Consider the following 23,492-nt stretch of genomic DNA (forward strand, 5'->3'; position numbering starts at 1 on the left):
TGGATTATACGGATTTTTCGCGTGGGTTGAAATACATCTGTCACTGCGAATGTCTCTGCTGCAAAAGCGGGGAAAACCGGGCCTCAGTTCCGGCCCGGTGCTGGTTATTACTCTGTGGTAACCGAATCGTCTTGTAAATATTGCTGGTTATGACGAATCATCGTCTGAAGAGATTTCACGTAAGCCGCGCCACGCTCAGAATACTTTGTCAATCCATTGGTTAATTGCATTGCACTTTCGGTCGAGAGAAGATCTTGCCCTTCAGAACGCAACTGATAACGGATTTCACGTAATTGACGGTAAGCCAAATTACGATTCACATTGATAAAATACCGATGAATTGATTGTTGCACGGATTTAAATTTTGCCACTTCATGTGCCATGCCTTCGCCTCTGGCGAGCGGCACTAAGCCACAACCTTTTTGATAACACCACTGGCCAAAATAATTATTGCCTTCTTTGGCAAATCGGGATGTTCCCCAGGCAGACTCATTTGCAGCTTGGATCAGCACCAATGCTTCCGGCAGGACATCGACTTTATGCAGCATTTTATCCAGCCATTCTAAGTCGGGACCTTCTACAGGAATTTTAACCGAATAAAGTGAGCTGAGTTCAGCCAGTTGCTCAATTTCTGCCTGAGACAGCGAGCCAGAGGTAATGTCCTCCTTACTGTTGAGCAGGAAATCTCGCTCTTTCTGGGTTCTGTGATTTTCATATTCAATCCCCGGTCTGAGATAGTGAAAGAAAGCATGTTTTTTCTGTTCTACCGTTTTAAACGCCTTGAAATTTGGCGCGGTTGCAACGGGGATCCCTTGTGGTTGTTTACTTTCGACCGTCGAACGTCCTGCTTCAATATGCAGCTGATAATAAGTACAACTGACAAGAACGAGTACGACGACAGAAAAAAAGAAATAAATCAGTTTACGCATTGAAAACCTTACTTTGCTGATCGCTGTCTGATGTCGAAACAATGGTTAAACGAATGCCAAACATGTTTCGATATAGAATGCCTTTGACATGTAAGAAGAACGGCAAAACCAAAATGAAACCAATGCCGTAAAAAAGAATCGCAAACCCGGTCAAAATCATCAAAATAAAATAGATACAGGTCAGCGGCAGGATTTTTTTATTGGTTGCTTTCAAAGAGATCAGTAATGCTTTAAAGATCGGCAACCGTTTCTCACAAATCAACAGAATCGCGTGGCTGAATGCAACGGAGGCATACATGGAAAGAATCCAGAAAATTTGCCCGAGGACAGACTGAGTGACCAGCATGATTAATGTTGCCAATGTCACAGCGACGGTGAATTGCAACCCTTTAGTAATATGCCGGGTCTGAGTTTTTAAGCCGGCTGCATGACTCATCGCCATGAGACTCGCACCCGCATAAATCGGTGCGCTGACGACTTCAAAACTAAATACAGCAATAAAAAAGGCCTGAACTAAACGGGGATCGATCTGTTCCGGATTCTGTACACTCGCCAGAATACTATCTAAATCTGGTAGCTGGAGTTTCAGAACAATGTAGAAAATGATGAGTTGTACGGCGAGCAAAATAAATATCGCCGGGGTAAAGGACCAGAAATGCTTGGCCGTGCAAGATGCGCCTTCCCTGAGAATTGCGCCGACTTTCAGTTGATAATCGCCAGTCAAAGCTTTTTCTAAGCTTCCCCCTAAATTAAACTCTTTTTCAAATTTCTGACTCATGCTACCTCTTGGATGGCTGTAACTCCGACCACCATAACCACAACGAAGGGGGCATTATACTGAAATTGATTTCAACTCGAAATTGCATAGATGTAACTTTTTTTATTCATTTTATGGAAACACCGTGGCAGCGGCCGATTTTCGCTCGCAAAATGAGCAGTTTGCCGATGTCATCATAAAAATTCATCGTCAAGTCCCGAAAATTGAATTGACTTCAAATGAGTGAATATTATGATGCAGCGGATAGCGTGAATCGCCATGAGACATCCCTTAATCGACGCTGACAGTCTCAGCCTTTCAATGGAGAATGGAAACATTGAACGCAGCACAACCACATGAATCTCCGCTAGTTTCTCTGGTAGGAATGAGCAAGAGTTACGACGGAAAAAAAATCATTGATGATTTTTCATTGCAAGTCAATCACGGGGAGTTTTTAACCATTCTCGGGCCATCCGGATGTGGTAAAACAACCATTCTGAGAATGATTGCGGGATTTGAATCAGCCGATGAAGGTCATATTTTTCTCGACGGGCAGGATGTGACGGCTATCCCGGCAGAACGTCGTAATGTCAATACCGTTTTCCAAAGCTATGCCCTCTTCCCTCATATGACCGTCTTTGACAATGTTGCTTTTGGGTTGAGAATGCGCAAAGTACCGGCAGCGGAGATTCACACCCGAGTCTTCGAAGTGCTGAAAATGGTACGCTTAGACGACTATGCCGGACGCAAACCGCATCAGCTGTCAGGTGGACAGCAACAACGGGTTGCCATTGCCCGGGCAATGGTCAATAAACCGAAAGTTCTCTTGCTGGATGAGTCATTATCCGCACTCGACTACAAACTGCGTCAACAGATGCAGGTCGAACTCAAACAACTTCAGCGTCAGCTGGGAATCACATTTATTTTCGTGACCCATGATCAGGAAGAAGCCTTATCAATGTCGGATCGGATTATTGTCATGAGAGACGGCAATATTGAGCAAGACGGGACACCGAAAGCCATTTATGAAGATCCGAAAAACCTTTTCGTTGCCCGCTTTATCGGTGAAATCAATGTCTTTGAAGCCGTGACAATCGAAAGAGTAGATGAGCGACGGATTCTTGTGTCAATTGAAGGCACGAATGCGGTGATTGACTTCGATAAACCGGTAACCGCCGGTCAGCGGCTTCAGGTTTTGTTGCGTCCTGAAGATATTCGTCTGAAAGAAGTAAAAGAAACCGATAGCGAAGGAATTACCGGACATATCATTGACCGGACCTACAAAGGAATGACGTTAGATTCAGTGGTGGAATTATCGTCCGGCCTGCGCATTATGGTCAGTGAATTTTTCAACGAAGATGATCCTGATGTCGATCACTCTCTCGGTCAAAAAGTTGTCCTCACTTGGGTTGAAAGCTGGGAGGTCGTTCTGGATGAAAATGCCTCGAATTAGTCTCCGTCAAGCGATTATCTACCTGATTGTCAGTTGGTTACTGCTTTTTGTTTTCATCCCGAACCTGATGGTGATCGGAACGAGCTTCCTCACCAGAGATGAGACTCGCCTGATCGACTTTACACTCACGTGGGAAAATTATATTCGTTTGATCGACCCGCTTTATATCAAAGTGCTGGGACATTCATTTTACATGGCGGGGATCGCAACCTTACTCTGTTTGTTCATCGGCTATCCCTTTGCCTTTATGATCGCAAAAATGCCGGAATCCCGCCGTCCTTTTCTGTTATTTCTGGTAATCGTGCCGTTCTGGACTAACTCTCTGATTCGAACCTATGGGTTGAAAATCGTCATGGGCACCAATGGCATCCTGAATAAGTTTCTGCTTAGTTTAGGCGTGATTGATACCCCATTTCGAGTCATGTATACCGAAATTGCTGTCATGATCGGGCTCGTCTATATTTTACTGCCTTTTATGATTTTGCCGCTTTACTCTGCATTTGAAAAACTGGATCACGCTTATGTCGAAGCTGCCCAAGATCTCGGTGCGAATAAGTTTCAGACCTTAATCAAAATTATTATTCCCCTGACGATGCCGGGAATTATCGGCGGTTGTTTATTGGTCTTATTACCGGCACTTGGCATGTTCTATATTTCTGATTTATTAGGTGGCGCGAAAAATCCACTGATCGGTAATATTATTAAGAGTCAGATACTCAACGCACGAGACTGGCCTGCCGGGGCAGCAACCAGTATTGCGCTGACATTGGTCATGGCACTGTTACTGTTTGTCTACTATAAGACCGGTCGCCTGTTAAACAGAAAAATGGAACTGTAAATCATGACAAAAATCTTTCGTTTTAGTTTGATGACGGCCGTCTATAGTTTTCTGTATCTACCGATTTTTGTTTTGATCGTGAATTCATTCAATGCCAATAAATTTGGCATGCGGTGGGATGGTTTCTCCACAAAGTGGTATCACGCGCTCATCGGGAATGACAGTTTAATGCAAGCAGCATGGCACTCTTTGAATGTTGCTGTGTTTTCTGCTACGACAGCAACTATCATCGGGAGTTTGACCGCAGTCGCCCTATTTCGGTATCGCTTTCGTGGAAAACCCCTTGTCAATGGCATGTTGTTTGTTGTGATGATGTCACCGGATATCGTCATGGCAATTTCTCTGTTGGCTCTTTTTCTTGTCCTCGGTGTCCATCTTGGGTTCTTCACATTATTCTTTTCCCATATTACATTTTGTCTGCCTTTTGTCGTTGTCGCTGTCTATACGCGTCTGAATGGGTTTGATGTCAAAATGCTGGAAGCTGCGCGGGATCTGGGTGCCAGTGAATGGGTCATTCTGTCTAAGATTATTTTTCCATTAGCCAAACCGGCCGTGGCCTCCGGCTGGCTGATTAGCTTTACCCTCTCACTGGACGATGTCATTATCAGCTCCTTCGTGACCGGCCCGAGCTACGAAATACTCCCTTTAAAAATTTACTCGATGGTAAAAGTCGGTATCTCTCCGGAAGTCAATGCGCTGGCAACCGTCATGTTACTGATTTCATTTACACTGGTTGCGATTTCTCACTATATTGGGAGAGACAAGTTACAACGCCATCTAAAATAAAATGGTCACACAGATCACAAACGATTTATCTTTGAATTTTGATATAAGCTTCATTTGCGATCATGAATTGTTTTGAATTCCAGAATTCACACTGACGGACGGCACCATCTCTTTCGTGTGATTTAAATTTTCCATGGTTAACAGGGACCCACAGCAACAATGAAAAATAAATTCTTTGCAGGTATTTTGGCTACAGCCGCGTTATTTTCCGGCTATAGTATGGCAAACGATAGTGCGACAGACGATCAAACGCTCTATTTCTATAACTGGTCAGAATATATTCCCAATGAAATCCTTCAGGAGTTTACCAAAGAAACCGGGATTAAAGTGATCTATTCAACTTACGAATCGAATGAAACGATGTACGCAAAGTTGAAAACTCAAGGATCGGGCTATGACTTAGTTGTACCGTCAACTTACTTTGTCTCCAAAATGCGCAAAGAAGGGATGTTGCAACCGATTGACAAATCTCTGCTACCTCACTTTGACGGATTAGACTCTAATTATCTGAATAAATCGTTTGATCCGAATAACAACTATTCAATTCCTTATATCTGGGGAGCGACAGGCATCGGGGTCAACACCGATCTGGTTGATAAATCAACGCTCCATCGCTGGGACGATTTGTGGGATCCGAAATGGAAAAGCCAAATCTTGCTGATGGATGACGCGCGTGAAGTATTCCATATCGCACTGTCAAAACTGGGCTACTCTCCGAATACCACTAATCCTGATGAAATCAAAGCGGCTTATGAAGCATTGAAATCGCTCATACCGAATGTGCTGGTTTTTAATTCAGATTTTCCGGCCAATCCATATATTGCCGGCGAAGTTTCTCTGGGTATGCTGTGGAATGGTTCCGCTTATATGGCACGGCAAGAAGGTGCACCGATTGAGATTGTCTGGCCGGAAAAAGGCACTATTTTCTGGATGGATAGTCTGGCCATCCCTTCCGGAGCGAAACATGTGAAAGCGGCTCATAAAATGATCGATTTCCTGCTTCGTCCGGAAAATGCCGCCAAAATTGCACTGGAGATTGGTTATCCGACCCCGGTTAAAGCTGCCTATCCATTATTACCAAGCAAATTTGCCAATGATCCGAATATCTTCCCGCCTCAATCCGTTATGGACAGCGGCGTCTGGCAAGATGAAGTCGGAGAGGCAAATCATTTGTACGAAGCGTATTATCAAAAACTAAAAGTCAGTAACTAATGACATCGTTTGTTCAGTCGCGAACAAACAAATGATCGCTATCGAAAAAAGTGGCTCACGCCACTTTTTTCATTGCCGGTGGTTATCGATACGGTACGACTCTCCTGCTCCGCCCGACCACTTAATCAGACGAGAGCAGTTCATCAACCAGTCTCGGAACCTCAATACTGGCCTTGCCATAACGTTTTTCAACGAATTCACTCTCAACGGCACTGGGTTCAAGATTAATTTCTATCGTATGGGCACCATGCATTTTTGCGTCATGAACAAACCCCGCCGCAGGATAAACCACCCCTGACGTTCCTATGGAAACGAATAAATCGGCTTGTTCAAGTGCGGTATAGATGTCTCCCATTCTTAATGGCATTTCACCAAACCAGACAATATGAGGACGTAGCTGAGAAGGGATCTGACAGCAGTGGCAAAGATCACCCATATGTAAATCATCGGTTTGATCAATCACTTGCTGAGACTCACAACACCGCGCTTTCAACAATTCGCCGTGCATATGAATCACATTCATGCTGCCACCGCGCTCATGTAAATTATCGATGTTTTGTGTAATGACGGTCACCTGACCGTCAAGCTCAGCTTCGAGTCGACCTAAAGCGAGATGGGCAGGATTGGGTTGAATCGATGCAGAGAGAAGTTTTTGGCGCCGTTGATTGTAAAAATTCTGAACCAGTTCCGGATTACGCTCAAACCCTTCGGGAGTCGCAACATCCTCGATACTGTGGTTTTCCCACAGGCCATCCTGCGCTCTGAACGTTTGAATACCTGATTCTGCAGAAATGCCGGCTCCCGTAAGAATAACAATATTACGATATGGATAGTGCATGTCATATCCTTATGCTTTCATGTTTTGACTTTAATATACCTGATCTTTTTTGCAGAAAAAAATAGACAATGGTATACCTCGCCTTCAGTCGCATAATCATCTGCAAGATACTTTCTATTCAATCAAAATCAACACACCCCCACAGGGATTATCCCGATGGGGGTGTCTAATGAGAGACGATTCGGAACAGTTGATCTTTACAAAGCGCCACAAATGACGGAAGTAATGGCTGCCAACCCGCAGATCACCGTAAAGATTTGTACCGGTAGCGAGGTTCTGAGCATCTTCATCGCGTCAACTCGTCTCATCGCGTAAACGGGCATGATAAACAGAATCGCTGCAATCATCGGTGCACCCATGGTTTCAATCATCCCTAAAATACTCGGATTAATAATCGCAACGATCCACGTCGTGAATACAATAAAAATCAGCGACAATCGATCAATTGATTTCACCGCCATGTTGCTGCGAGACTTAATCAGCCCGACCAATCCTTCATGAGCCCCCAGAAAATGACCAAAATAACTGGAAGTGATCGCAGCAAACGCCACAATCGGCCCTAAATAAGAGATCAACGGTGAATCATGTTCATTCGCCAGATAAGACAATACAGAAATATTCTGTGCTTTCGCAACAGCGAGTTGCGCCGGAGACAGAGACAGAACAACCGAGAATACAAAAAACATCACAAATGCCATCAGCATAAATGCAGCACCACCGGTAATCATATCCGTCTTCTGGGCGGCATCATCACCATAGGTTAAACGTTGTTCTTTGGTAAATTGGCTAATAATCGGGCTGTGATTAAACGAAAATACAATCAACGGAATGGCCAACCAAATAATCATCGGCATTCCCGACCAATCTGGTTTGACTTCCATCATCGATGTATTCCAGTCAGGAATCAGATACACCGATAATGCGAGTAAGATCAAAACCAATGGGTAGACCATCAGTGAGGTTGCTTTCAGCATCAGGTTTTTACCAAACACCACCCCACCCGTCATGGTTAGAATTAACACGCCAGAGAGTAACCAGCGAGGAATCGATGGTAACGCAAGCTGATGCACCAAAAACGAATCAACCGTGTTCGTAATTCCCACACCATAAATTAATACGATGGGATAGATTGCAAAAAAATAAGCAAATGTAATCAGGTTGGCTCCGGTTTTGCCAAAATGTTCTTCTACCGTATCGGTAATATCGGATTCCGGATGCTTGGCTGATAACACAAAACGCGCCAGACTTTTATGGGCAAACCATGTCATCGGTGCTGCAATCAGAGCAAGAATCACTAAGGGCCAAAAACCACCCGCACCTGCTTTAATCGGCAGGAAAAGTACGCCGGCGCCGACTGCAGTTCCAAACAGAGAGAGGCACCATGTAAAATCTTTGTAAGTCCATTTACCAGATGAATATTTGTTATTTTGTACTAATATTGTTGTATTCATGTAAAGTTTCTCATCATTGGCAAAATAATATACTAAAAATAAGTTTCAGTTATATTTGACCAGCAATGAGAAGTTTTGGGAATACGGAAGTGTATGAACTTGAAGAGAAGCTTGACAAAACTCAATCCGGGTCACGAATTCCACGTGCTATGCATGATTATTTTTAATCATATGAATAAGAAAAAATGATGCGAAATGAGGTTGTTGGCGAGATGTTATTCAGATGAAACCAATCTTTACATTATCTAATACGCACGGGGATGCATGGATACACCCCGTGCCTTGTCCGCTACCGATTACTCTTCATTAATGGTAGAAATTTTATGAATCGATAGATCTGCCCCATTGAATTCATCTTCCTCAGAAAGTCTTAAGCCCATGATGTTCTGAAGTGAGCCATAAACAATCAATGCTCCCAAAAGTGCCACCACAATACCGGCAATCGTCCCCGACAACTGTGCTGCAAAGCTCACCCCACCGATGCCACCAAGAGACTGCTGACCAAAAATACCGGCGGCAATACCGCCCCAGGCGCCACATAAACCGTGGAGAGGCCAAACCCCCAGTACATCATCAATGTGAGTTTTATTTTGTAGCCAGGTAAAGACCCAGACAAACAAGACCCCCGCAATAGCCCCGGTGATCAGTGCACCAAGAGGATGCATCAAGTCAGAACCGGCACACACCGCAACTAAACCAGCCAAAGGCCCGTTATGGATAAAGCCGGGGTCATTTTTTCCGACAATAAATGCAGCAAGGATTCCACCGACCATTGCCATCAGAGAATTCATTGCAACCAGACCGCTTATCCCATTGAGTGTTTGGGCCGACATAACATTAAAACCAAACCACCCTACACTAAGAATCCACGCCCCTAAAGCGAGAAACGGAATATTTGATGGTGCGAAGTTGGTATGTTTTCCGGCCCGGATTCGCCCTTTTCTCATACCCAAAAAAATCACCGCAACCAATGCAATCCATCCGCCTACAGCATGAACGACCACAGATCCGGCAAAGTCATGGAAGGGATGACCAAACAAGTGCTCAAGCCAATTTTGAAACTGAAAATTACCGTTCCAGATGATGCCTTCGAAAAACGGATAAATAACCCCTACGGTAAAAAAAGTAGCAATCATGATCGGATGAAAACGGGCTCTTTCGGCAATACCACCAGAAACAATTGCAGGAATCGCAGCGGCAAAAGTCAGTAAAAAGAAAAACTTAACCAAAGCATAACCATTACCGGCAGCCAGAACTTCAGCACTGGAGAAAAAAGTCGTATGGTATGCAATCCAGTATCCGATAAAGAAATAGGCAATGGTTGATACGCCGAAATCAACTAGTATTTTAACCAAAGCATTGACCTGATTCTTCTTCCGGACCGTCCCCACTTCGAGAAAGGCAAAGCCAGCGTGCATCAAAAAAACCATGATGGCACCTAACAGTAAAAACAGTGTATCTGAACTTTGAGTCAGGGTCTGGACCGCTCCCTGAACTTGGCTTAAGTTGTGCTCCATTCGCGTTCTCTCCATCAATTCAACCGCACCAAGCGCTTAAAAAAGCGACATCTCATCAGGCGCTCTAACTTAGTGCTAATAAAAATGAAAAATCCCCATTTTGGGGAGAATAATTGTTTGCAGCGAGTTAAGCAGTATTTATGCCAAGTTATAAAGAAAAAATGAGCATTGATAAAATGCTCATAATTAATTGAATAATAAATACTATTTTATTTATTTAACATTAACCAACATGACTGTAACCCAAAAGAGTGCACCAATATTGATTTTATGCATCAATATTGGGCACCCATTGAATCAAGCAATGCTCGATAGCAGCGCTAGCGCTTATCTACATAAGAGGCAACCCATGCTTTGACCTCATCTGGCATCCGATTCGATAGCACCAAATATTCTTGGTCCATATATTGTCGGGCGATTCGGGGAGACGCCGTCAACATTCGAATATCTCGTTGAGGGGTCGTGTTCAATATTGCATAAAGTTTGGGCTCTTTAGATTTTAGATTTCTTCGGTAGTCTTTCTTTTCACGGCGGTGAAGTTGAAGCATACCGAGGTTTTCCGAGGTGGGATCGGGAATCAGTTTAAAACCGACTAACTGTTTTTGGATCGTGATCCATGCTCCGGCTGTGATCTGATGCTCAATAAACTGACATTCAATTAGCCATGTAATTTCTGACTTTGTAGGTTTTTTTAAATATGACATATTTATCGCTCTTATTTTTTAATAGCAAGCATTAAATATTCGGTCATCCCAATTTTTATTTGTTACAATGTTCTGTATAACAGACATCATGATGCCAAGATAAAAAGAAGGTTTAATATCCGAATATCAGGATAGAATAGCGTATCAATAAATAAGCAGATGTCTCATTTTTTAGAGCAGAGTGAAGTATTGGTAGAAAATTTTATTGTAAAAAATGGGATATGACACATTTTAGTGACCTTAATCAGATTCTGATTGCCATTCTTTATATTTTCTATCCAGTGTCTTTCGTGAAATACCGAGTTGTCGGGCTGCAGCTGATTTATTACCATCATAAAATTCAACCACCTTTTGTATATGGGACCACTCTATTTCTTTTAGACTCCAATCACTTGGGTACCCACGCATCAGCGTTTGTGATGTTGTGCGATGAAGTTCAGGAATTTCACTATGATGAGAAACGGTAACCATTACTTTGGATGCATATTGTGATGGCTGCATCATATATTCATACCAATAATCATTAGGAGATTTGTTTATAATCAGGCACCGCTCAATCAGGTTAATAACTTCTCTTATATTACCCGGCCAGTTATATTTACCTTGATAAAAGTCATATTCATTTAACCATGTTGGAATGGGAACTGATAATTGCTTACATAGCCGTCGGGTTAAATAAGGGAATAACTCTCTTAAATCACTCAATCGTTCCCGTAGTGGTGAAATATTCATTTTTAATATCGACAACCGGTCATATAATTCTTTGCAAAACCGATTGTCTCTGACAATATTGAGCATTCCCTGAGAACTTGCAGATATTAAACGGACATCAATTAAATACGATGAACTTCCGCCATACGACTGGACGGTTCTCCCCTCCAGTAACTGCACCAAAATATGTTGAAAGTCAGCCGAAATATTTTCAATACCATCCAAATACAGAGTGCCATGATTGGCAAGACGCAATGGACCACCATGATGAAACAATTGTTCTGTCGCCACGGCATTCGACTGTATATCCGCACAATGAACCACCACAAAAGGCCCGATTCGACCACTTGCCTCATGAATCGCGCGTGCCGCCAACGCTTTCCCCGTACCCGCTTCCCCTTCGATCAGGACCGGTGCTTTTGACGGTGCATACTGCATGATTTGTTGTCTGAGAGACTTGGTTTGTTCCGAATTTCCAACAATTGTTGTCTGATGATGCGGCTTTAATGCCTGTGTCAGTGCCGTATATTTTTGGTTTTCAATCAATCGTTGTAAGGCACACTTAGCCGCATGCTGAATCTGATACCGGCTGAATGGCGGTGAGAGATAATAGTGGCCTTGGATCAGCTCTGATTTGAGTTCATTGTCACTCAGCAGTAGTAAGACTTCCCCCTCAAAGTATGACGTGATTTGCGTGATTTCATGCGGTTGACATGCGTTGACATCGAGAATAACCAGATCATAAAGCGCCAGTAATTTGCGCTTATCCTCCAGATGACAGGCCGTATCTAATCCGGAAACCAAACCAGATAAAGCCTGAACAAACTGTACTTGAACATCTGGCTGCCGGCTAATGATCAATACAGAAAAGGTCAGAAATTGTCGTTCGTTCAGTAATTTCACAAGTATGATTCTCGGCTCGATGATCAACCCTTTTCAGGAAAAAATATTATTCAGGATGATGTACGGAATATTGTCTCTCACCCTGATACTATTGTCATCATTTCATCTGATGATTCATCAAATCCATGTCATTTCTTCAATCGTTTCGTGATCTTATTTCAAAAGTAAATCGATCAGATCTTTCGTCATATTCACGGCCGCGAAACGAATATTCGTTCATACAGATTGTAGTTGAGATTAATTGTGGTTGAGATAAAGTGAATGCCTCTTTCGGTATGAAGTAAATATAATATGCTCGAAGAACAACAAATCACTTGGGTGATTCTCGCCGGAGGTCAATCCTCCCGGATGGGCGGTCACGATAAAGGCCTGTTGGTTTATCAGGGACAACCCTTAATCCAGCGGGTTATTGAAGCATTACAACCTCAGGCGTCCTTGCTTTGGATCTGTGCAAATCGCAATCAAGCCGCTTACCGGCAGTACGCCCCTGTGATTGAAGATCTTTACCCGGATTATCCGGGGCCATTAGCGGGACTGCACAGCGCCTTAAAACATGCACAAACGGAATGGGTCGGTATTCTTCCCTGTGACGGACCTCAAGTCAGCCATGATTTAGTGCAGCGTTTCTGTCAGGTAAGTGACAACAACGGAAAAGTCTATGTCGCTCATGATGGTGAGAAATATCAACCGGTTTATGCACTGGCTCACCGCACGATACTCGCTCCGCTTGAACATTTTCTGGAACAGGGCGAACGAAAAGTGATGCGTTTTTTTGAACAAGTCGGTGCCCGCCCCGTTGATTGTCAAGATATTCAGTCGATGTTCATGAATGTGAATACCCCGGAACAACTGTTAAATCTGCAACCTCAACCGATAACTTGAATCCCCAACAACCTGCGGAGATAGATCATTAACATGACCCGTTTTTCCGATAAACGCCCCAATATTGCGGTACTCGGCTTCGCTGCTTTTTCCGGAACCGGAAAAACCACCCTACTCGAATCGCTGATCCCTTTACTCATTGCGCGAGGTCTCCGTGTCGGTGTTTACAAACATTCTCACCATGTGATTGAACAAGATAAACCCGGTAAAGATAGCTTTCGGTTGCGTCAGGCCGGTGCCTTGCAAACCTTACTTGCCACACCGGAACGCGCCATTCTGACGACGGAATATTCAAATGCATCTCCCGATTTTTATCATTTACTCCGGCAGTTCGACACAGAAAATCTGGATTTGATTTTGGTTGAAGGGTGTAAAGAAAAGCGTTTTACAAAAATAGAGTTACACCGTCACGATTTAGACAAGCCATGGCTCTATCCTGATGATCCGGATATTATCGCCGTTGCAACAGATCGCAACATCGATTGTCCTCTGCCCTGCCTTGATTTGAATAACGCGGCCCAGATAGCGGAATTTGTCATCCGATACGTTCAAGACACAGCATCATAGATATCCAGCCCGAATGAATCAGGCTGTCACATGAATAAAACCATATGTTGATGTTTCCGCTCAGGGCTGGAGATTTAAAAATGCAGCCCCCCGGACACCACCGGTCGCACCATATTTTGCTTTTCTGATTTCCGGACATTGTGCGATGGGTAACAAATAGCGTGTAATTCGCTGAGGCAACGCCTGATAGAGCCGTTCAAAATTGGATAACCCGCCGCCAAGCACCACCGTATGCGGATCATGGGCGGTAAAGATATTCCCGAGACATATCGCCAGAAGTTCGATGAAAAATTCAACAAACTCGATGACTGTCGTATCCCCGGCGTAGAAATGCTCAATGATCTCGACAGCCGGTTTGAATTGTCCGTGCCGATGCTGATACAACGCCTCAAATCCACGCCCGGAAATATAGCTCTCCAGACACCCCTGCTGACCACAGCCGCATTGAAATAAGGGGGGATTGTCTCCTAACCAAAACCATGCATCAACTGGCATGCGCATATGGCCGATTTCTCCCGCGACATGATTTCTGCCGGAAAAGACTTCGCCACGATAGACCAATCCACCACCAAATCCGGTTCCTAAGATAAGCCCCATCACCGAAGGACTGTCCCGTAACGAATCATCCCATGCTTCCGACAAGATAAAACAGTTCGCATCGTTTTCCAGCCTGACCGGCCGTTGTAATCGCGTTTCCAAATCCTGACGCAAGCGACGACCGTTGAGACCCGGGATATTGGCCACCATCAGTGTGCCGTCATCAACCCGTTCCGTGCCGGGTAATCCCAGACCGACCTGCCCCACACAATTCAAAATTTCATCATATTTTTCAACCTGCTCTGCGATCACCGCAATAAACTGATCATAATGCTGTAACGGTGTTGCCAATCGCTCGGTTGCGACTCTCGTTAATGTTTTATCGAATGCACCAAACTCAATTTTCGTGCCACCGACGTCAAAGCCATAATACATGGCGCGCCCCTCCATCATCCTTTGTTTTAATATTGTGTCTGTTTCAGGTGAGGCCCCTGATGGGATACCACCGTATCCAGAGGCTACTTGTCTATCGGAATCATACACATTCGGACATCATACAGCCACGCCATACTATCCTCACGATAATATAGCCCTCACCATAATATAGCGTTGAATGAATCCAGTGCAGCGATGATATATTCAGAAATGAGTTGCGCCAAACCTGATGTTTGGCGCCGGAATAAACGGAGGATTACGCAGATGCAGCGGCTGTTGACGTCGCTGATAATTGATATTGTGACAACATGGCTTGCTGCTGATTGGCAATGTCGGAGACTTGTCCGGCACTCCCGACGACTTCCTGTAAACTTAACGCCGTATGTTGTCCTTGTTCAGCAATTAAGGCAATGGAATGATTGACTTCGGCTGTTGCTTTTTCTTGCTGCTCTGCTGCGACAGAAATCTGTTCAACACGCGCACAAATGCCTTGTACCGACAATTCAATTGAGGTGAATGACGATTTGACCTCTTCCCCGGATGCTAACGCCAGTGACATCTGCTGACGCGAATCATTCACCGCCTGACGAGAGCGATTCGCGGATGAGACCAGCTCTGACATCAATTGACGAATGTTGGTTGTCTGCTCAGAGGTACCACTTGCCAGCTTTCTGACTTCATCTGCAACAACAGCAAAACCGCGGCCCTGCTCGCCGGCTCTTGCTGCTTCAATCGCCGCATTTAAGGCCAACAGATTGGTATTCTCAGCAATACCGCTAATCAAATTGACCATCCCCTGAATCTGATCCACCCGGTTCACTAATTCATTCATGGCATCATCACTACTATCCAGACGCGCATTGAGAGATTTCAACGCATCCTGATTCTGCAGCAACACTTCGAGTCCTTTCTGAGCATGAGACACGGAAACCTGACTTTCCTGATAAGTATCCCCGGTAATGGATGCAATCTCACTAATCGATGCTTCAATTTCGGTCATAGTGGTACTCATGCCTGCCAGCGCTTCATTCTGCCGGGTCAAACGTCGCTGACTACTTTCTGAAGCTTGATGGCTGATTTCAGATGCCTGATAGAGTGATGAGGACGTTTCCGTGACCTGATTGAGTGATAACCGAATCGCATCGATCACCTCATTGAGATTTCTGGCCACATTTCTCAATTCCGACGGCCCGGATTCAATCAGATTATCCGAAAAGTCTTTTTGTGCGAGAGAATGTAATTCTGTCAAAATATGCCGCAAACTATGGAGAACCCAGCGGCGTAGCAGAAACCAAACGATGATCAGAACAATGATCGCAATCACCATGAACCACACCTGAGCTGTCGTTGTCAGGCTCAACGTCTCTTTCACGAGAGACTGATTCTCCTTAATCTGCTGACTGGCATTCTGTGAAATCTGATCCAGTTTCTGAATCGTGCCGGTTGCAATACTGATCGCTTGATTGAGTTGTTCATCCTGCTTGTGAATCAAATCAATCTGTGCCAGTACCTGCTTGATAACCCCGTGTTCAGCAAACCCCTTCTCCATCAATTCATAAGGGGCCGTCAGACTGGCGAATTCAGACACTTCGGGATACATTTCCCGAAAATCATCGAAAGCCAGTGACACAGCCGACTCCCGGGTACGCAACGTTTTATAAAATTTTTGGGCCGCGGCTTCGTCTTTCTCCATCATCAGCATCAAAAACAGACTTTCCATTTTTGCTGCATTCGCGACAAAGCGATTGGCAGCATCCATTGCTTCAGGATTTTCATAAGCCAGCATGTTGGCGATACGGTTCATTTCCGGCCCGATAGAACTGACGCCATAGCGAAAGGTCTCTGCGGCATCTTTTAACTGAGCTTGATCCTTTAATTTTTCAGCTTGTATCGACATCAATGAACGACTGAGAGCGATAAATGCATCCACATCATGAATAATCGTATCCAGTTGTGCCTTGGTCAGACTGCCCTGCTGATCCGAATGATCAGCCTCTTGCTTGAGCTGTTCTAATAAGGTTTGGGTCGCATTGATTTTTTGGGCAATACCGCCACGAATTTGAGTCAGTTGATCTTGTTGTGCCGTCCGAATACCGGCACTCATCAGCTTGGTATTTTCGAGAATCGCTTGCACGAGCTGGGCATTGGTAATGGCCAGAGGAAATGCCCGGTTGGATAGATGATCAAACTGCCCGGCGACAGAATGGAGCCCGCGCAGCCCTTGATAGGAAAGCAATACAACAAACAGAATAAACGCCACGAAACAAGCGCTGATAATTCTGATAAGAGAAGATGAGGAAAAGAATTTGAAAATATGTAGCATCTGCATTGATCATCTGGTGAATACCTGCGTTGATGCTAAGAATAAAAAATTTCAGTCACGTAACAGTTATATGACAAATTTATGACGATGATAGACATATCACTAAAATCTAACATGAAAAACGAGGATTATTCATACTCAATCATACTTTGCAACAGCAGTATCAAACAGATTCTTCATCAGCGAGATAAACTCATCCAGAAAACTAATCTGTTCATTGGTTGCTTTTTTCTTCCAGCATCCAGCCAATACTTCTTCCAAGTCTTCGGCAACCATATCTGCTTCTTTCAGCAGTTGAAAACGGACACTTGAGTGAAGCTCGGGGTTCTGCTGAAAAATATCCATAATATTACTAGCAACCAGATCCGTTACCACGTCCTCAACGCTCTCCTGACCTATATCGCCTTCGTGCATGAACACGTCGAGATTTAATGAGAGATGCTCGATCAATGCCAGATAGCCTTCGGTTTCTACAACCACTTTTGTACTCCACGATGATTCATGTCTAAGCCAGCGATTACTTCTATTCTAATTATAGAACGCAATTTTTACACTAGCGCAGTTCAGAAAATTATTGTTTTTGAACGTTTAGCACAGTCTATAGACAATTTGTAGCGAATTTCAAGATCTGAATGTTCAAATCAGAGCAGTAGAGTATGCATTGAGTCACATTATTCAAGGGATGTATCCTATCCAAGTCACTATGAATTATAAAGAATAGGAAAAATAATTGACTCTCACCTAGACTTACGGAGGCGTAATTGCGAGGTAATCGTTATGTGGCAAGGTATATTAGAACAATTATCACTAACATTAGGCAGAGAGTTTCAAATTCATGAGAGACAAAGGATTCATGGCGGTGATATCAATGCCTGCTATGTCATCGGTGACGGGCACGAAAAATATTTCGTCAAAGTCACCGAGAAAGAAGCACTCTCACAGTTAATTTGCGAACAGGATAACCTCAAGGCTCTTGCTCGGAGCCATTGTGTGAACCTGCCTAAGGTACGATTAGTCGGCAGTTCAAAGACCCATGCTTTTCTTGTCTTGGATTATATCCATTTAAAACCGTTAGAAAGCGGCGAGCGAAGCTACCGCTTTGGTGAACAGCTCGCACGTCTCCATCAGTGGGAAGAGCAAAGAGAGTATGGTTTTGATCAGGACAACTATATCGGTGTCACGATTCAGCCCAATTCATGGAATAAAAAATGGCATCGTTTTTTTGCAGAACAACGAATCGGCTGGCAGTTACAATTGCTGTATGAAAAAGGCATCGTGTTTGTTGATATCGACAAATTTGTCGAAGTTATCGCCCACCGACTTGGCGCTCATCAACCGACACCATCATTACTCCATGGGGATTTATGGCATGGTAATGTTGCTGACAATGGCGAGATCCCCTTCTGTTTTGACCCCGCGAGTTATTGGGGGGATCGAGAATGCGATATTGCCATGACAGAGCTATTTGGTGGCTTTGAACCAGAGTTTTATCAAGGATATGAAAGTATTTTGCCCTTAGAACTGGCTTATCAGGAACGGAAACACATCTATAATCTTTATCACATTCTCAACCACTGTAATTGCTTCGGTGGCCATTATCTCGATGATGCCCAGCACATGATCTGCGATATATTAGAAGAATCATAATATTAGCGCGATTGCCATGAGAGAAGACGCTAGGAATTCAGAGCCAACTGGTTCAGAATACTAACGACGACACTTTCATTCGGGTATCACAGGAGAAACAACAATGTTCACAGGTATAATTCAGTCTGTCGGTCTTATCTCATCGATCCATGACCATCAGGGGATCAGAACGTTTCACATTGAGTTTGAACCTGGTTTCTGCAACGATCTCGAAATTGGCGCCAGTGTCGCGGTTGACGGAGTTTGCTTAACCGTGACTGAAATAGTGACAGCCACAAGAGTGAAGTTTGACGTCATGCTGAAAAGTCTGGAGATTACCACACTGAGTGAATACCGGCAGAACCAACGCGTCAATGTCGAACGCGCTGCAAAAGACGGGGCAGAAATCGGTGGTCACCCTCTCTCAGGACATATCGATTTCAAAACACCAGTGCTTGACGTACAACAAATCGATGACAACTATCGTATCCGCATTTCAGCACCACGCGAATGGCTAAAGTATATTTTCCCGAAAGGTTATATTGCTTTGAATGGCGCAAGCTTAACCGTTTCTGAGGTCAACAAAACTGAAGGCTGGTTCGATGTCTGGTTGATCCCTGAAACCCGCAGAATGACAACTTTCGAAGCAAAACAAAGCGGTTCAAACATCAATGTCGAAATTGAGCGTGGGACACAAGTGGTTGTAGATACGGTACGTGATGCCATTGATGAGAAAATGGGCGCTTTAATGCCATTGTTTGAGCGTTTTTTGGCCGAAAATAACACAGATGTCGCGTCTATCGGTCAAGCCGCCCAACAGGCTCTCTCTAAATTAGATCGCACTGAATAACTGACATCATGAGTCAGGGGCCGACTCTGGCCCAGTCAGTCAGGTGCAACCGGTTGAATAAAAACAATCTTTCTTGTTCTTTACAACTAACTTTTACACAACTTTCAGTCATTCCTGTATACATTATTGCTGCCTCCTGAGTATGACAGTGATAGAATATATTCAGACGACACCCATATGATGCTCATCGAATAGTTTCATTGAATATCGTCAGTGCAGGGATCGGCACAATGAGATGACCCGGATTTATCCAGCTCATCTCAAGCAGGGCTCAGGCTATCGGGCTGCAGTTGCATACCAAATGAGACGTCAGTGATCAAATACGATCCCTGACGTCTTAGAATATCTGGTATGTATGAATAGCAGTAAATTACGTTTTATTTTTTGTCTCATTGGGTAATTTTGTGCACCTTTATAAAGCAGAAACAAAAAAATTATTTAACCTCGCTATGCCCGTTTTAATCGCCTCAGTTGCGCAAACGGGCATGGGATTTGTTGACACGGTAATGGCGGGTGGTGCCAGTGCTGTCGACATGGCCGCGGTTGCTGTCGCCGGTAGTATCTGGATGCCAACCATTCTGTTTGGGATGGGGATCCTGATGGCCTTAGTGCCAGTGATTGCTCAGTTAAATGGCGCAGGCAAACGGAACAGCATTCCTTACGAAGTTCAGCAAGGTATCTACACAGCCCTTTTGCTGACCATTCCGACGATTCTGATTTTATTCCAGACCAATCAAATTATGGTGTGGATGGACATTGATGCGCCTCTGGCAGCAAAGACCAGCAACTACATGTATGCCATGATGTTCGGTGCCCCGGCCTTCTTACTCTTTCAGGCTCTGAGAAATTTCACTGATGGGATGTCGCTGACCAAACCTGCGATGGTCATTGGTTTTCTTGGCCTATTGATCAACATTCCATTGAACTGGATTTTTGTCTACGGTAAGTTCGGCGCGCCAGCATTGGGTGGTGTTGGTTGTGGGGTTGCAACCGCAATTGTCTACTGGCTGATGTTCTTCATGCTCTGCTTCTATGTTGTTACCTCTAAGCGGCTGGAACCCATTTCTCCCTTTAAGTCGCTGACACGCATCAATAAGAAAGAGCAGATCCGGATTTTCAGTTTAGGGCTGCCTGTTTCGGCTGCGATCTTCTTTGAAGTCTCACTCTTTGCGGTCGTTGCTCTGCTGGTTGCCAAATTCGGTGCGACCGTTGTGGCGGCGCATCAGATTGCCGTGAACTTCTCATCGATGATATTTATGCTGCCGATGAGTATCGGTGCCGCGGTCAGTATCCGGGTTGGGCACACGTTAGGTGAAAATGATTTTGAAGGATCAATCATCGCCTCAAAAGTCGGCATTGGTCTGGGTCTGAGTACTGCGGTCATTACCGCGGCATTAACCATTCTGTTCCGTGAGCAACTGGCCTGGATGTATACCGACAATCTTGAAGTTATTGCTTTGGCGGCTCATTTGCTGTTTATTGCCGCGATTTATCAATGTACCGATTCGATTCAGGTTGTCTCTGCCGGTGCTTTGAGAGGCTATAAAGACATGAAGGCCCTTTTCTACATCACCTTTGTTGCTTACTGGTTATTTGGGCTGCCTTTTGGCTGTATTCTGGCCTTGACGAACTGGATAGTCGAACCGATGGGGGTTGCCGGATTCTGGGTTGGATTCATCATAGGGCTCTCTTCTGCCGCACTCATGTTAGGAACTCGACTCGGCTGGATCTTCAAACAACATACGATTCCTAAACTAAACGTGGCTTCGTCATAAGCAGAGAATCACCGAACTGGTTTGAATAAGGGGATGCCATCATGCATCCCCTTATGATTTCCATCCTTCCTATTTCCATCTTTCATTTCAGCCATATCAGCTATACGCATGACTCAGTCAGGCTGATAGCCGACCAACGACAACCATAAACTACAGCCATAGCATTTTGCATCACAAACCGACCGCAAAACGATTTGAATTCAGGGCAGCCGCTCGCGGAGAAAACGCGCAAAACGCGGCTTTCCTTTGACGGTCATCCGATCATAACGATACGTAATCCAACTGCCGACAGGCGGCGGTGCTGCTCTTTGCTGATCGGTCAGCCCGCTTCCGATATAAAATTCGATGCCGCTGCGGTTTCTGACCAGCAGCGCTCCAACCTGATTGTGATACTTCCCTTTCCCGCTTTTGTAACCAATCACCTGAGCCTCATCATCCAGATAGGGTTTCATCTTGAGCAAGGTTTCACTACGTCCGGCATGATAAGCCGCATACCAGTCACGCAACATAATCCCTTCACCATTGGCTTGGACGATATGCTGCATCAACTGATCCAGTGTGTGTTGAGAAGTTACCGGAAATTGCCGAATCAACTTGAGATTGGGGATATCAGACTGCCGGTCTAACCATGACTCAATTTTATGATAGCGCTGATGGTAAGGGCCATGACCGAAAGGGATATCGAATAACATGAACGAGATTTGTTGCCAGCCTTTTGGATCGGGACGCTGATCGAGAATCGTCTGCTGAACCACATGAAACAACCCTCTCCCGGCCCAGAGTTCCCCCTCAACCGGGAATGATGGCAACTGACTTAAAAACCACTGCGGGGCATGGATTGGCGTACCGTTGCGAGTCCGTAACTGTCGGCCATCCCAAACCCCGCGAATCCCATCCAGTTTTTCACTGACTCGATAATGACTGAAATCAAGGGGGTGATTGTCGGGGGGATAGGTGTTCGCCAGCATGACGGATTCGGGCAATTGAGGCGTCGCCTCGGTCACTGAACCGTAGTTCAGTAGCAGGAGTGAAAGACAGGTCATTTTAATTTTCACGACAGCAATTCCTATGTTCGGTGAAGCTGTCGGGTAACATGACTGAACGTGGAAACGGTGTCATCCCATCTCACCCGCTGATTCGAGTGAGCTTTGTTTTTCTCATTCGTCAGTCACATCACAATTCATGAATTCAGTGATATGCCTCGATATATTCCCGTTAAGATTCTCGGTTTTGGCGGTATTGATGCAGCTGAGTCAGATATTTTATCCAGCTTTTGGCTTCCCGCGATGGTTCAAGGCTGTCGGCTTTCTTTGCCTGATGCAGCGCTTGATCCAGTTGGTTCAGTTTGTACAACGCCTGAGTGCGTAATAGTGCGATGTCAGCAGCTTTATCATGCCCTTGCAATAAAGCCAAAGTCTCCAGCGCCTCCTGATAATCACCTTGCTGTAACTGCAAACGGGCCACATCCCGATAATATTTTTTATCTTGCTGTGCTGCGATACGCCAGTTTTCAATCGCTTGATCCCACTCTTTGGCCTGCTGCCAGTAGTAAGCCATTTGAGTGATATCATCGAGTGTCAGTACCGATGGTGATTGTGCCGCCAGCGATGCCATCACCCGGGCGGCTCTTTCAGGAATCCCATTCTGGGCATAAAGATTTGCCAGCAATTTCAAATTTTGATCCGAAAGTTCTACCCCTTTCAACCGCGCTAATTCCAGTGAAGCTAACGCTGCGCGGTACTGTTTCGTTTTGATCTCCATATTCACCAACTGTAACCACCAGTTACGCTGATCCGGCTCAAGTGCCAGTAGGCGTTTAATGGTCGGAATCGCAGCCTGATAACGGGTGAGCTGGATTTGTGCCCCCAATTGAATCGAAAGCGGCATCACCGCATCCGGCAATTGAAAACGTTCATATTGGGCAATGGCATCTAATGTCTGTTGCCACTGAGCCAGTTGATAATGAATTTGACCGATGCGTAACCAGAGCTGAGGAACATCCTTCTTCACCGGCGCGTGCTCTACCAGTTGTCGGTAGTACGTCACAGCTTCCTGATACTGATGATCATTCGCTAACAGATCGGCCAGCATCCGTTTGGCTCGCCACCCCATCGCTTCTTTGAGTTGATTTGATGTGACCGCGTAACGTGCTTGTTCAATCGCGGACTGACTCTGTCCATTCTGCCAATAGTAGTTGGCTAAAAGTAAAGCGACATAAGCCTTATCCTGTGGTTGTTCAGCGGTGACTGCACGCAATGTCTGAATCGCTTTGTCCAGTTGCTGTTGTTCGGCATGTTTCTGGGCTTGCATCACTTGGGCAGCAACATGACGACTCAGTTCTACCGCAGAGACAGCACTTGCATAGAGCCATAACAAACTGATAAAAATATATTTCATC

Annotated in this window: 21 protein-coding genes; 9 read left to right on the forward strand and 12 right to left on the reverse strand. The window is 44.8% G+C overall.

From position 1 onward, the window contains the following. Nucleotides 1–107 precede the first annotated feature (107 nt). Together OCV37_RS07470 and OCV37_RS07475 are read right to left on the reverse strand one after the other, a co-directional pair. Complete coding sequence (locus tag OCV37_RS07470; protein ID WP_038179330.1) at nt 108–929, reverse strand: glucosaminidase domain-containing protein; 822 nt, start codon at nt 927–929, stop codon at nt 108–110. Then, nucleotides 922–1,707, reverse strand: a complete 786-nt coding sequence (locus tag OCV37_RS07475) for a hypothetical protein (protein ID WP_038179329.1) — start codon at nt 1,705–1,707, stop codon at nt 922–924. The genes OCV37_RS07470 and OCV37_RS07475 overlap by 8 nt, the downstream gene beginning before the upstream one ends. Nucleotides 1,708–2,014: 307 nt before the next feature. Between OCV37_RS07475 and potA the strand changes: the two genes are divergently transcribed. The 4 genes from potA (at nt 2,015) to OCV37_RS07495 (ending at nt 5,975) form a co-directional block, all read left to right on the forward strand. Beyond that, nucleotides 2,015–3,139: a spermidine/putrescine ABC transporter ATP-binding protein PotA gene (potA, locus tag OCV37_RS07480; protein WP_038179328.1), complete on the forward strand. Its 1,125-nt coding sequence runs from the start codon at nt 2,015–2,017 to the stop codon at nt 3,137–3,139. After that, nucleotides 3,120–3,977: a spermidine/putrescine ABC transporter permease PotB gene (gene potB / locus OCV37_RS07485; RefSeq protein ID WP_038179327.1), complete on the forward strand. Its 858-nt coding sequence runs from the start codon at nt 3,120–3,122 to the stop codon at nt 3,975–3,977. The genes potA and potB overlap by 20 nt, the downstream gene beginning before the upstream one ends. Before the next feature lie 3 nt (nt 3,978–3,980). Further along, nucleotides 3,981–4,763 (forward strand): spermidine/putrescine ABC transporter permease PotC, encoded by a 783-nt coding sequence (potC, locus tag OCV37_RS07490; RefSeq protein WP_038179326.1) that lies wholly within the window; start codon nt 3,981–3,983, stop codon nt 4,761–4,763. Nucleotides 4,764–4,922: 159 nt separating this feature from the next. Beyond that, the gene (locus OCV37_RS07495) at nt 4,923–5,975 is read left to right on the forward strand and encodes an extracellular solute-binding protein (protein WP_038179325.1); all 1,053 of its coding nucleotides are present in this window, start codon (nt 4,923–4,925) and stop codon (nt 5,973–5,975) included. Nucleotides 5,976–6,096: 121 nt separating this feature from the next. Here OCV37_RS07495 and cobB read toward each other — a convergent pair whose 3' ends face one another. From cobB to OCV37_RS07520, 5 genes are all read right to left on the reverse strand, one after another. Continuing rightward, the gene (cobB, locus tag OCV37_RS07500) at nt 6,097–6,813 is read right to left on the reverse strand and encodes a Sir2 family NAD+-dependent deacetylase (protein ID WP_038179324.1); all 717 of its coding nucleotides are present in this window, start codon (nt 6,811–6,813) and stop codon (nt 6,097–6,099) included. Nucleotides 6,814–7,010: 197 nt separating this feature from the next. Further along, a complete protein-coding gene (locus OCV37_RS07505) occupies nt 7,011–8,264 on the reverse strand; it encodes an aromatic amino acid transport family protein (protein ID WP_038179323.1) in 1,254 nt (417 codons plus the stop codon). 296 nt (nt 8,265–8,560) lie between these two features. After that, nucleotides 8,561–9,781, reverse strand: coding sequence for an ammonium transporter (locus OCV37_RS07510; protein WP_038179322.1), 1,221 nt, complete (start codon nt 9,779–9,781; stop codon nt 8,561–8,563). 320 nt (nt 9,782–10,101) lie between these two features. Next, complete coding sequence (locus OCV37_RS07515) at nt 10,102–10,485, reverse strand: DUF3305 domain-containing protein (RefSeq protein WP_084717431.1); 384 nt, start codon at nt 10,483–10,485, stop codon at nt 10,102–10,104. A 240-nt stretch (nt 10,486–10,725) separates the two neighbouring features. Further along, a complete protein-coding gene (locus OCV37_RS07520) occupies nt 10,726–12,099 on the reverse strand; it encodes a sigma-54-dependent transcriptional regulator (RefSeq protein WP_038179321.1) in 1,374 nt (457 codons plus the stop codon). Between the two features lie 291 nt (nt 12,100–12,390). Here OCV37_RS07520 and mobA point away from each other — a divergent pair, with 291 nt between their 5' ends. After that, on the forward strand, nt 12,391–12,981 hold the full coding sequence (mobA, locus tag OCV37_RS07525) for a molybdenum cofactor guanylyltransferase MobA (RefSeq protein ID WP_038179319.1): 591 nt from the start codon (nt 12,391–12,393) through the stop codon (nt 12,979–12,981). 33 nt (nt 12,982–13,014) lie between these two features. After that, entirely contained in the window at nt 13,015–13,548 is a 534-nt protein-coding gene (mobB, locus tag OCV37_RS07530; protein ID WP_038179317.1) for a molybdopterin-guanine dinucleotide biosynthesis protein B, read from the forward strand. A gap of 60 nt (nt 13,549–13,608) precedes the next feature. Here mobB and nagK read toward each other — a convergent pair whose 3' ends face one another. From nagK to OCV37_RS07545, 3 genes are all read right to left on the reverse strand, one after another. Beyond that, on the reverse strand, nt 13,609–14,520 hold the full coding sequence (nagK, locus tag OCV37_RS07535) for an N-acetylglucosamine kinase (protein WP_038179315.1): 912 nt from the start codon (nt 14,518–14,520) through the stop codon (nt 13,609–13,611). Nucleotides 14,521–14,776: 256 nt separating this feature from the next. After that, nucleotides 14,777–16,843, reverse strand: coding sequence for a methyl-accepting chemotaxis protein (locus tag OCV37_RS07540; protein WP_038179313.1), 2,067 nt, complete (start codon nt 16,841–16,843; stop codon nt 14,777–14,779). 138 nt (nt 16,844–16,981) lie between these two features. Then, a complete protein-coding gene (locus OCV37_RS07545) occupies nt 16,982–17,323 on the reverse strand; it encodes a DUF3802 family protein (protein WP_038179311.1) in 342 nt (113 codons plus the stop codon). Between the two features lie 297 nt (nt 17,324–17,620). Between OCV37_RS07545 and OCV37_RS07550 the strand changes: the two genes are divergently transcribed. From OCV37_RS07550 to OCV37_RS07560, 3 genes are all read left to right on the forward strand, one after another. Beyond that, nucleotides 17,621–18,490 (forward strand): fructosamine kinase family protein, encoded by an 870-nt coding sequence (locus OCV37_RS07550; protein ID WP_038179309.1) that lies wholly within the window; start codon nt 17,621–17,623, stop codon nt 18,488–18,490. Nucleotides 18,491–18,593: 103 nt separating this feature from the next. Then, nucleotides 18,594–19,319 (forward strand): riboflavin synthase, encoded by a 726-nt coding sequence (locus OCV37_RS07555; RefSeq protein WP_038179307.1) that lies wholly within the window; start codon nt 18,594–18,596, stop codon nt 19,317–19,319. 404 nt (nt 19,320–19,723) lie between these two features. Further along, nucleotides 19,724–21,094, forward strand: a complete 1,371-nt coding sequence (locus tag OCV37_RS07560) for an MATE family efflux transporter (protein ID WP_038179421.1) — start codon at nt 19,724–19,726, stop codon at nt 21,092–21,094. 200 nt (nt 21,095–21,294) lie between these two features. On the opposite strand, the gene OCV37_RS07565 is transcribed toward OCV37_RS07560, so the two are convergent. Beyond that, nucleotides 21,295–22,149 (reverse strand): DNA ligase, encoded by an 855-nt coding sequence (locus OCV37_RS07565; RefSeq protein ID WP_038179305.1) that lies wholly within the window; start codon nt 22,147–22,149, stop codon nt 21,295–21,297. Nucleotides 22,150–22,309: 160 nt separating this feature from the next. Continuing rightward, entirely contained in the window at nt 22,310–23,491 is a 1,182-nt protein-coding gene (locus OCV37_RS07570) for a tetratricopeptide repeat protein (protein ID WP_245609109.1), read from the reverse strand. Between the last annotated feature and the right edge of the window lies 1 nt (nt 23,492).

Source organism: Vibrio rhizosphaerae (assembly GCF_024347095.1).
Lineage (GTDB): Bacteria > Pseudomonadota > Gammaproteobacteria > Enterobacterales > Vibrionaceae > Vibrio > Vibrio rhizosphaerae.

Coding starts and splice junctions, on each gene's coding strand:
- potA (WP_038179328.1), top strand. CDS start 2,015: ATGGAAACATTGAACGCAGCACAACCACATGAATCTCCGCTAGTTTCT.
- OCV37_RS07540 (WP_038179313.1), bottom strand. CDS start 16,843: ATGCTACATATTTTCAAATTCTTTTCCTCATCTTCTCTTATCAGAATT.
- OCV37_RS07550 (WP_038179309.1), top strand. CDS start 17,621: ATGTGGCAAGGTATATTAGAACAATTATCACTAACATTAGGCAGAGAG.
- potC (WP_038179326.1), top strand. CDS start 3,981: ATGACAAAAATCTTTCGTTTTAGTTTGATGACGGCCGTCTATAGTTTT.
- OCV37_RS07570 (WP_245609109.1), bottom strand. CDS start 23,491: ATGAAATATATTTTTATCAGTTTGTTATGGCTCTATGCAAGTGCTGTC.
- OCV37_RS07495 (WP_038179325.1), top strand. CDS start 4,923: ATGAAAAATAAATTCTTTGCAGGTATTTTGGCTACAGCCGCGTTATTT.
- OCV37_RS07475 (WP_038179329.1), bottom strand. CDS start 1,707: ATGAGTCAGAAATTTGAAAAAGAGTTTAATTTAGGGGGAAGCTTAGAA.
- potB (WP_038179327.1), top strand. CDS start 3,120: ATGAAAATGCCTCGAATTAGTCTCCGTCAAGCGATTATCTACCTGATT.
- mobB (WP_038179317.1), top strand. CDS start 13,015: ATGACCCGTTTTTCCGATAAACGCCCCAATATTGCGGTACTCGGCTTC.
- OCV37_RS07555 (WP_038179307.1), top strand. CDS start 18,594: ATGTTCACAGGTATAATTCAGTCTGTCGGTCTTATCTCATCGATCCAT.
- cobB (WP_038179324.1), bottom strand. CDS start 6,813: ATGCACTATCCATATCGTAATATTGTTATTCTTACGGGAGCCGGCATT.
- nagK (WP_038179315.1), bottom strand. CDS start 14,520: ATGTATTATGGCTTTGACGTCGGTGGCACGAAAATTGAGTTTGGTGCA.
- OCV37_RS07510 (WP_038179322.1), bottom strand. CDS start 9,781: ATGGAGCACAACTTAAGCCAAGTTCAGGGAGCGGTCCAGACCCTGACT.
- mobA (WP_038179319.1), top strand. CDS start 12,391: ATGCTCGAAGAACAACAAATCACTTGGGTGATTCTCGCCGGAGGTCAA.
- OCV37_RS07505 (WP_038179323.1), bottom strand. CDS start 8,264: ATGAATACAACAATATTAGTACAAAATAACAAATATTCATCTGGTAAA.
- OCV37_RS07470 (WP_038179330.1), bottom strand. CDS start 929: ATGCGTAAACTGATTTATTTCTTTTTTTCTGTCGTCGTACTCGTTCTT.
- OCV37_RS07515 (WP_084717431.1), bottom strand. CDS start 10,485: ATGTCATATTTAAAAAAACCTACAAAGTCAGAAATTACATGGCTAATT.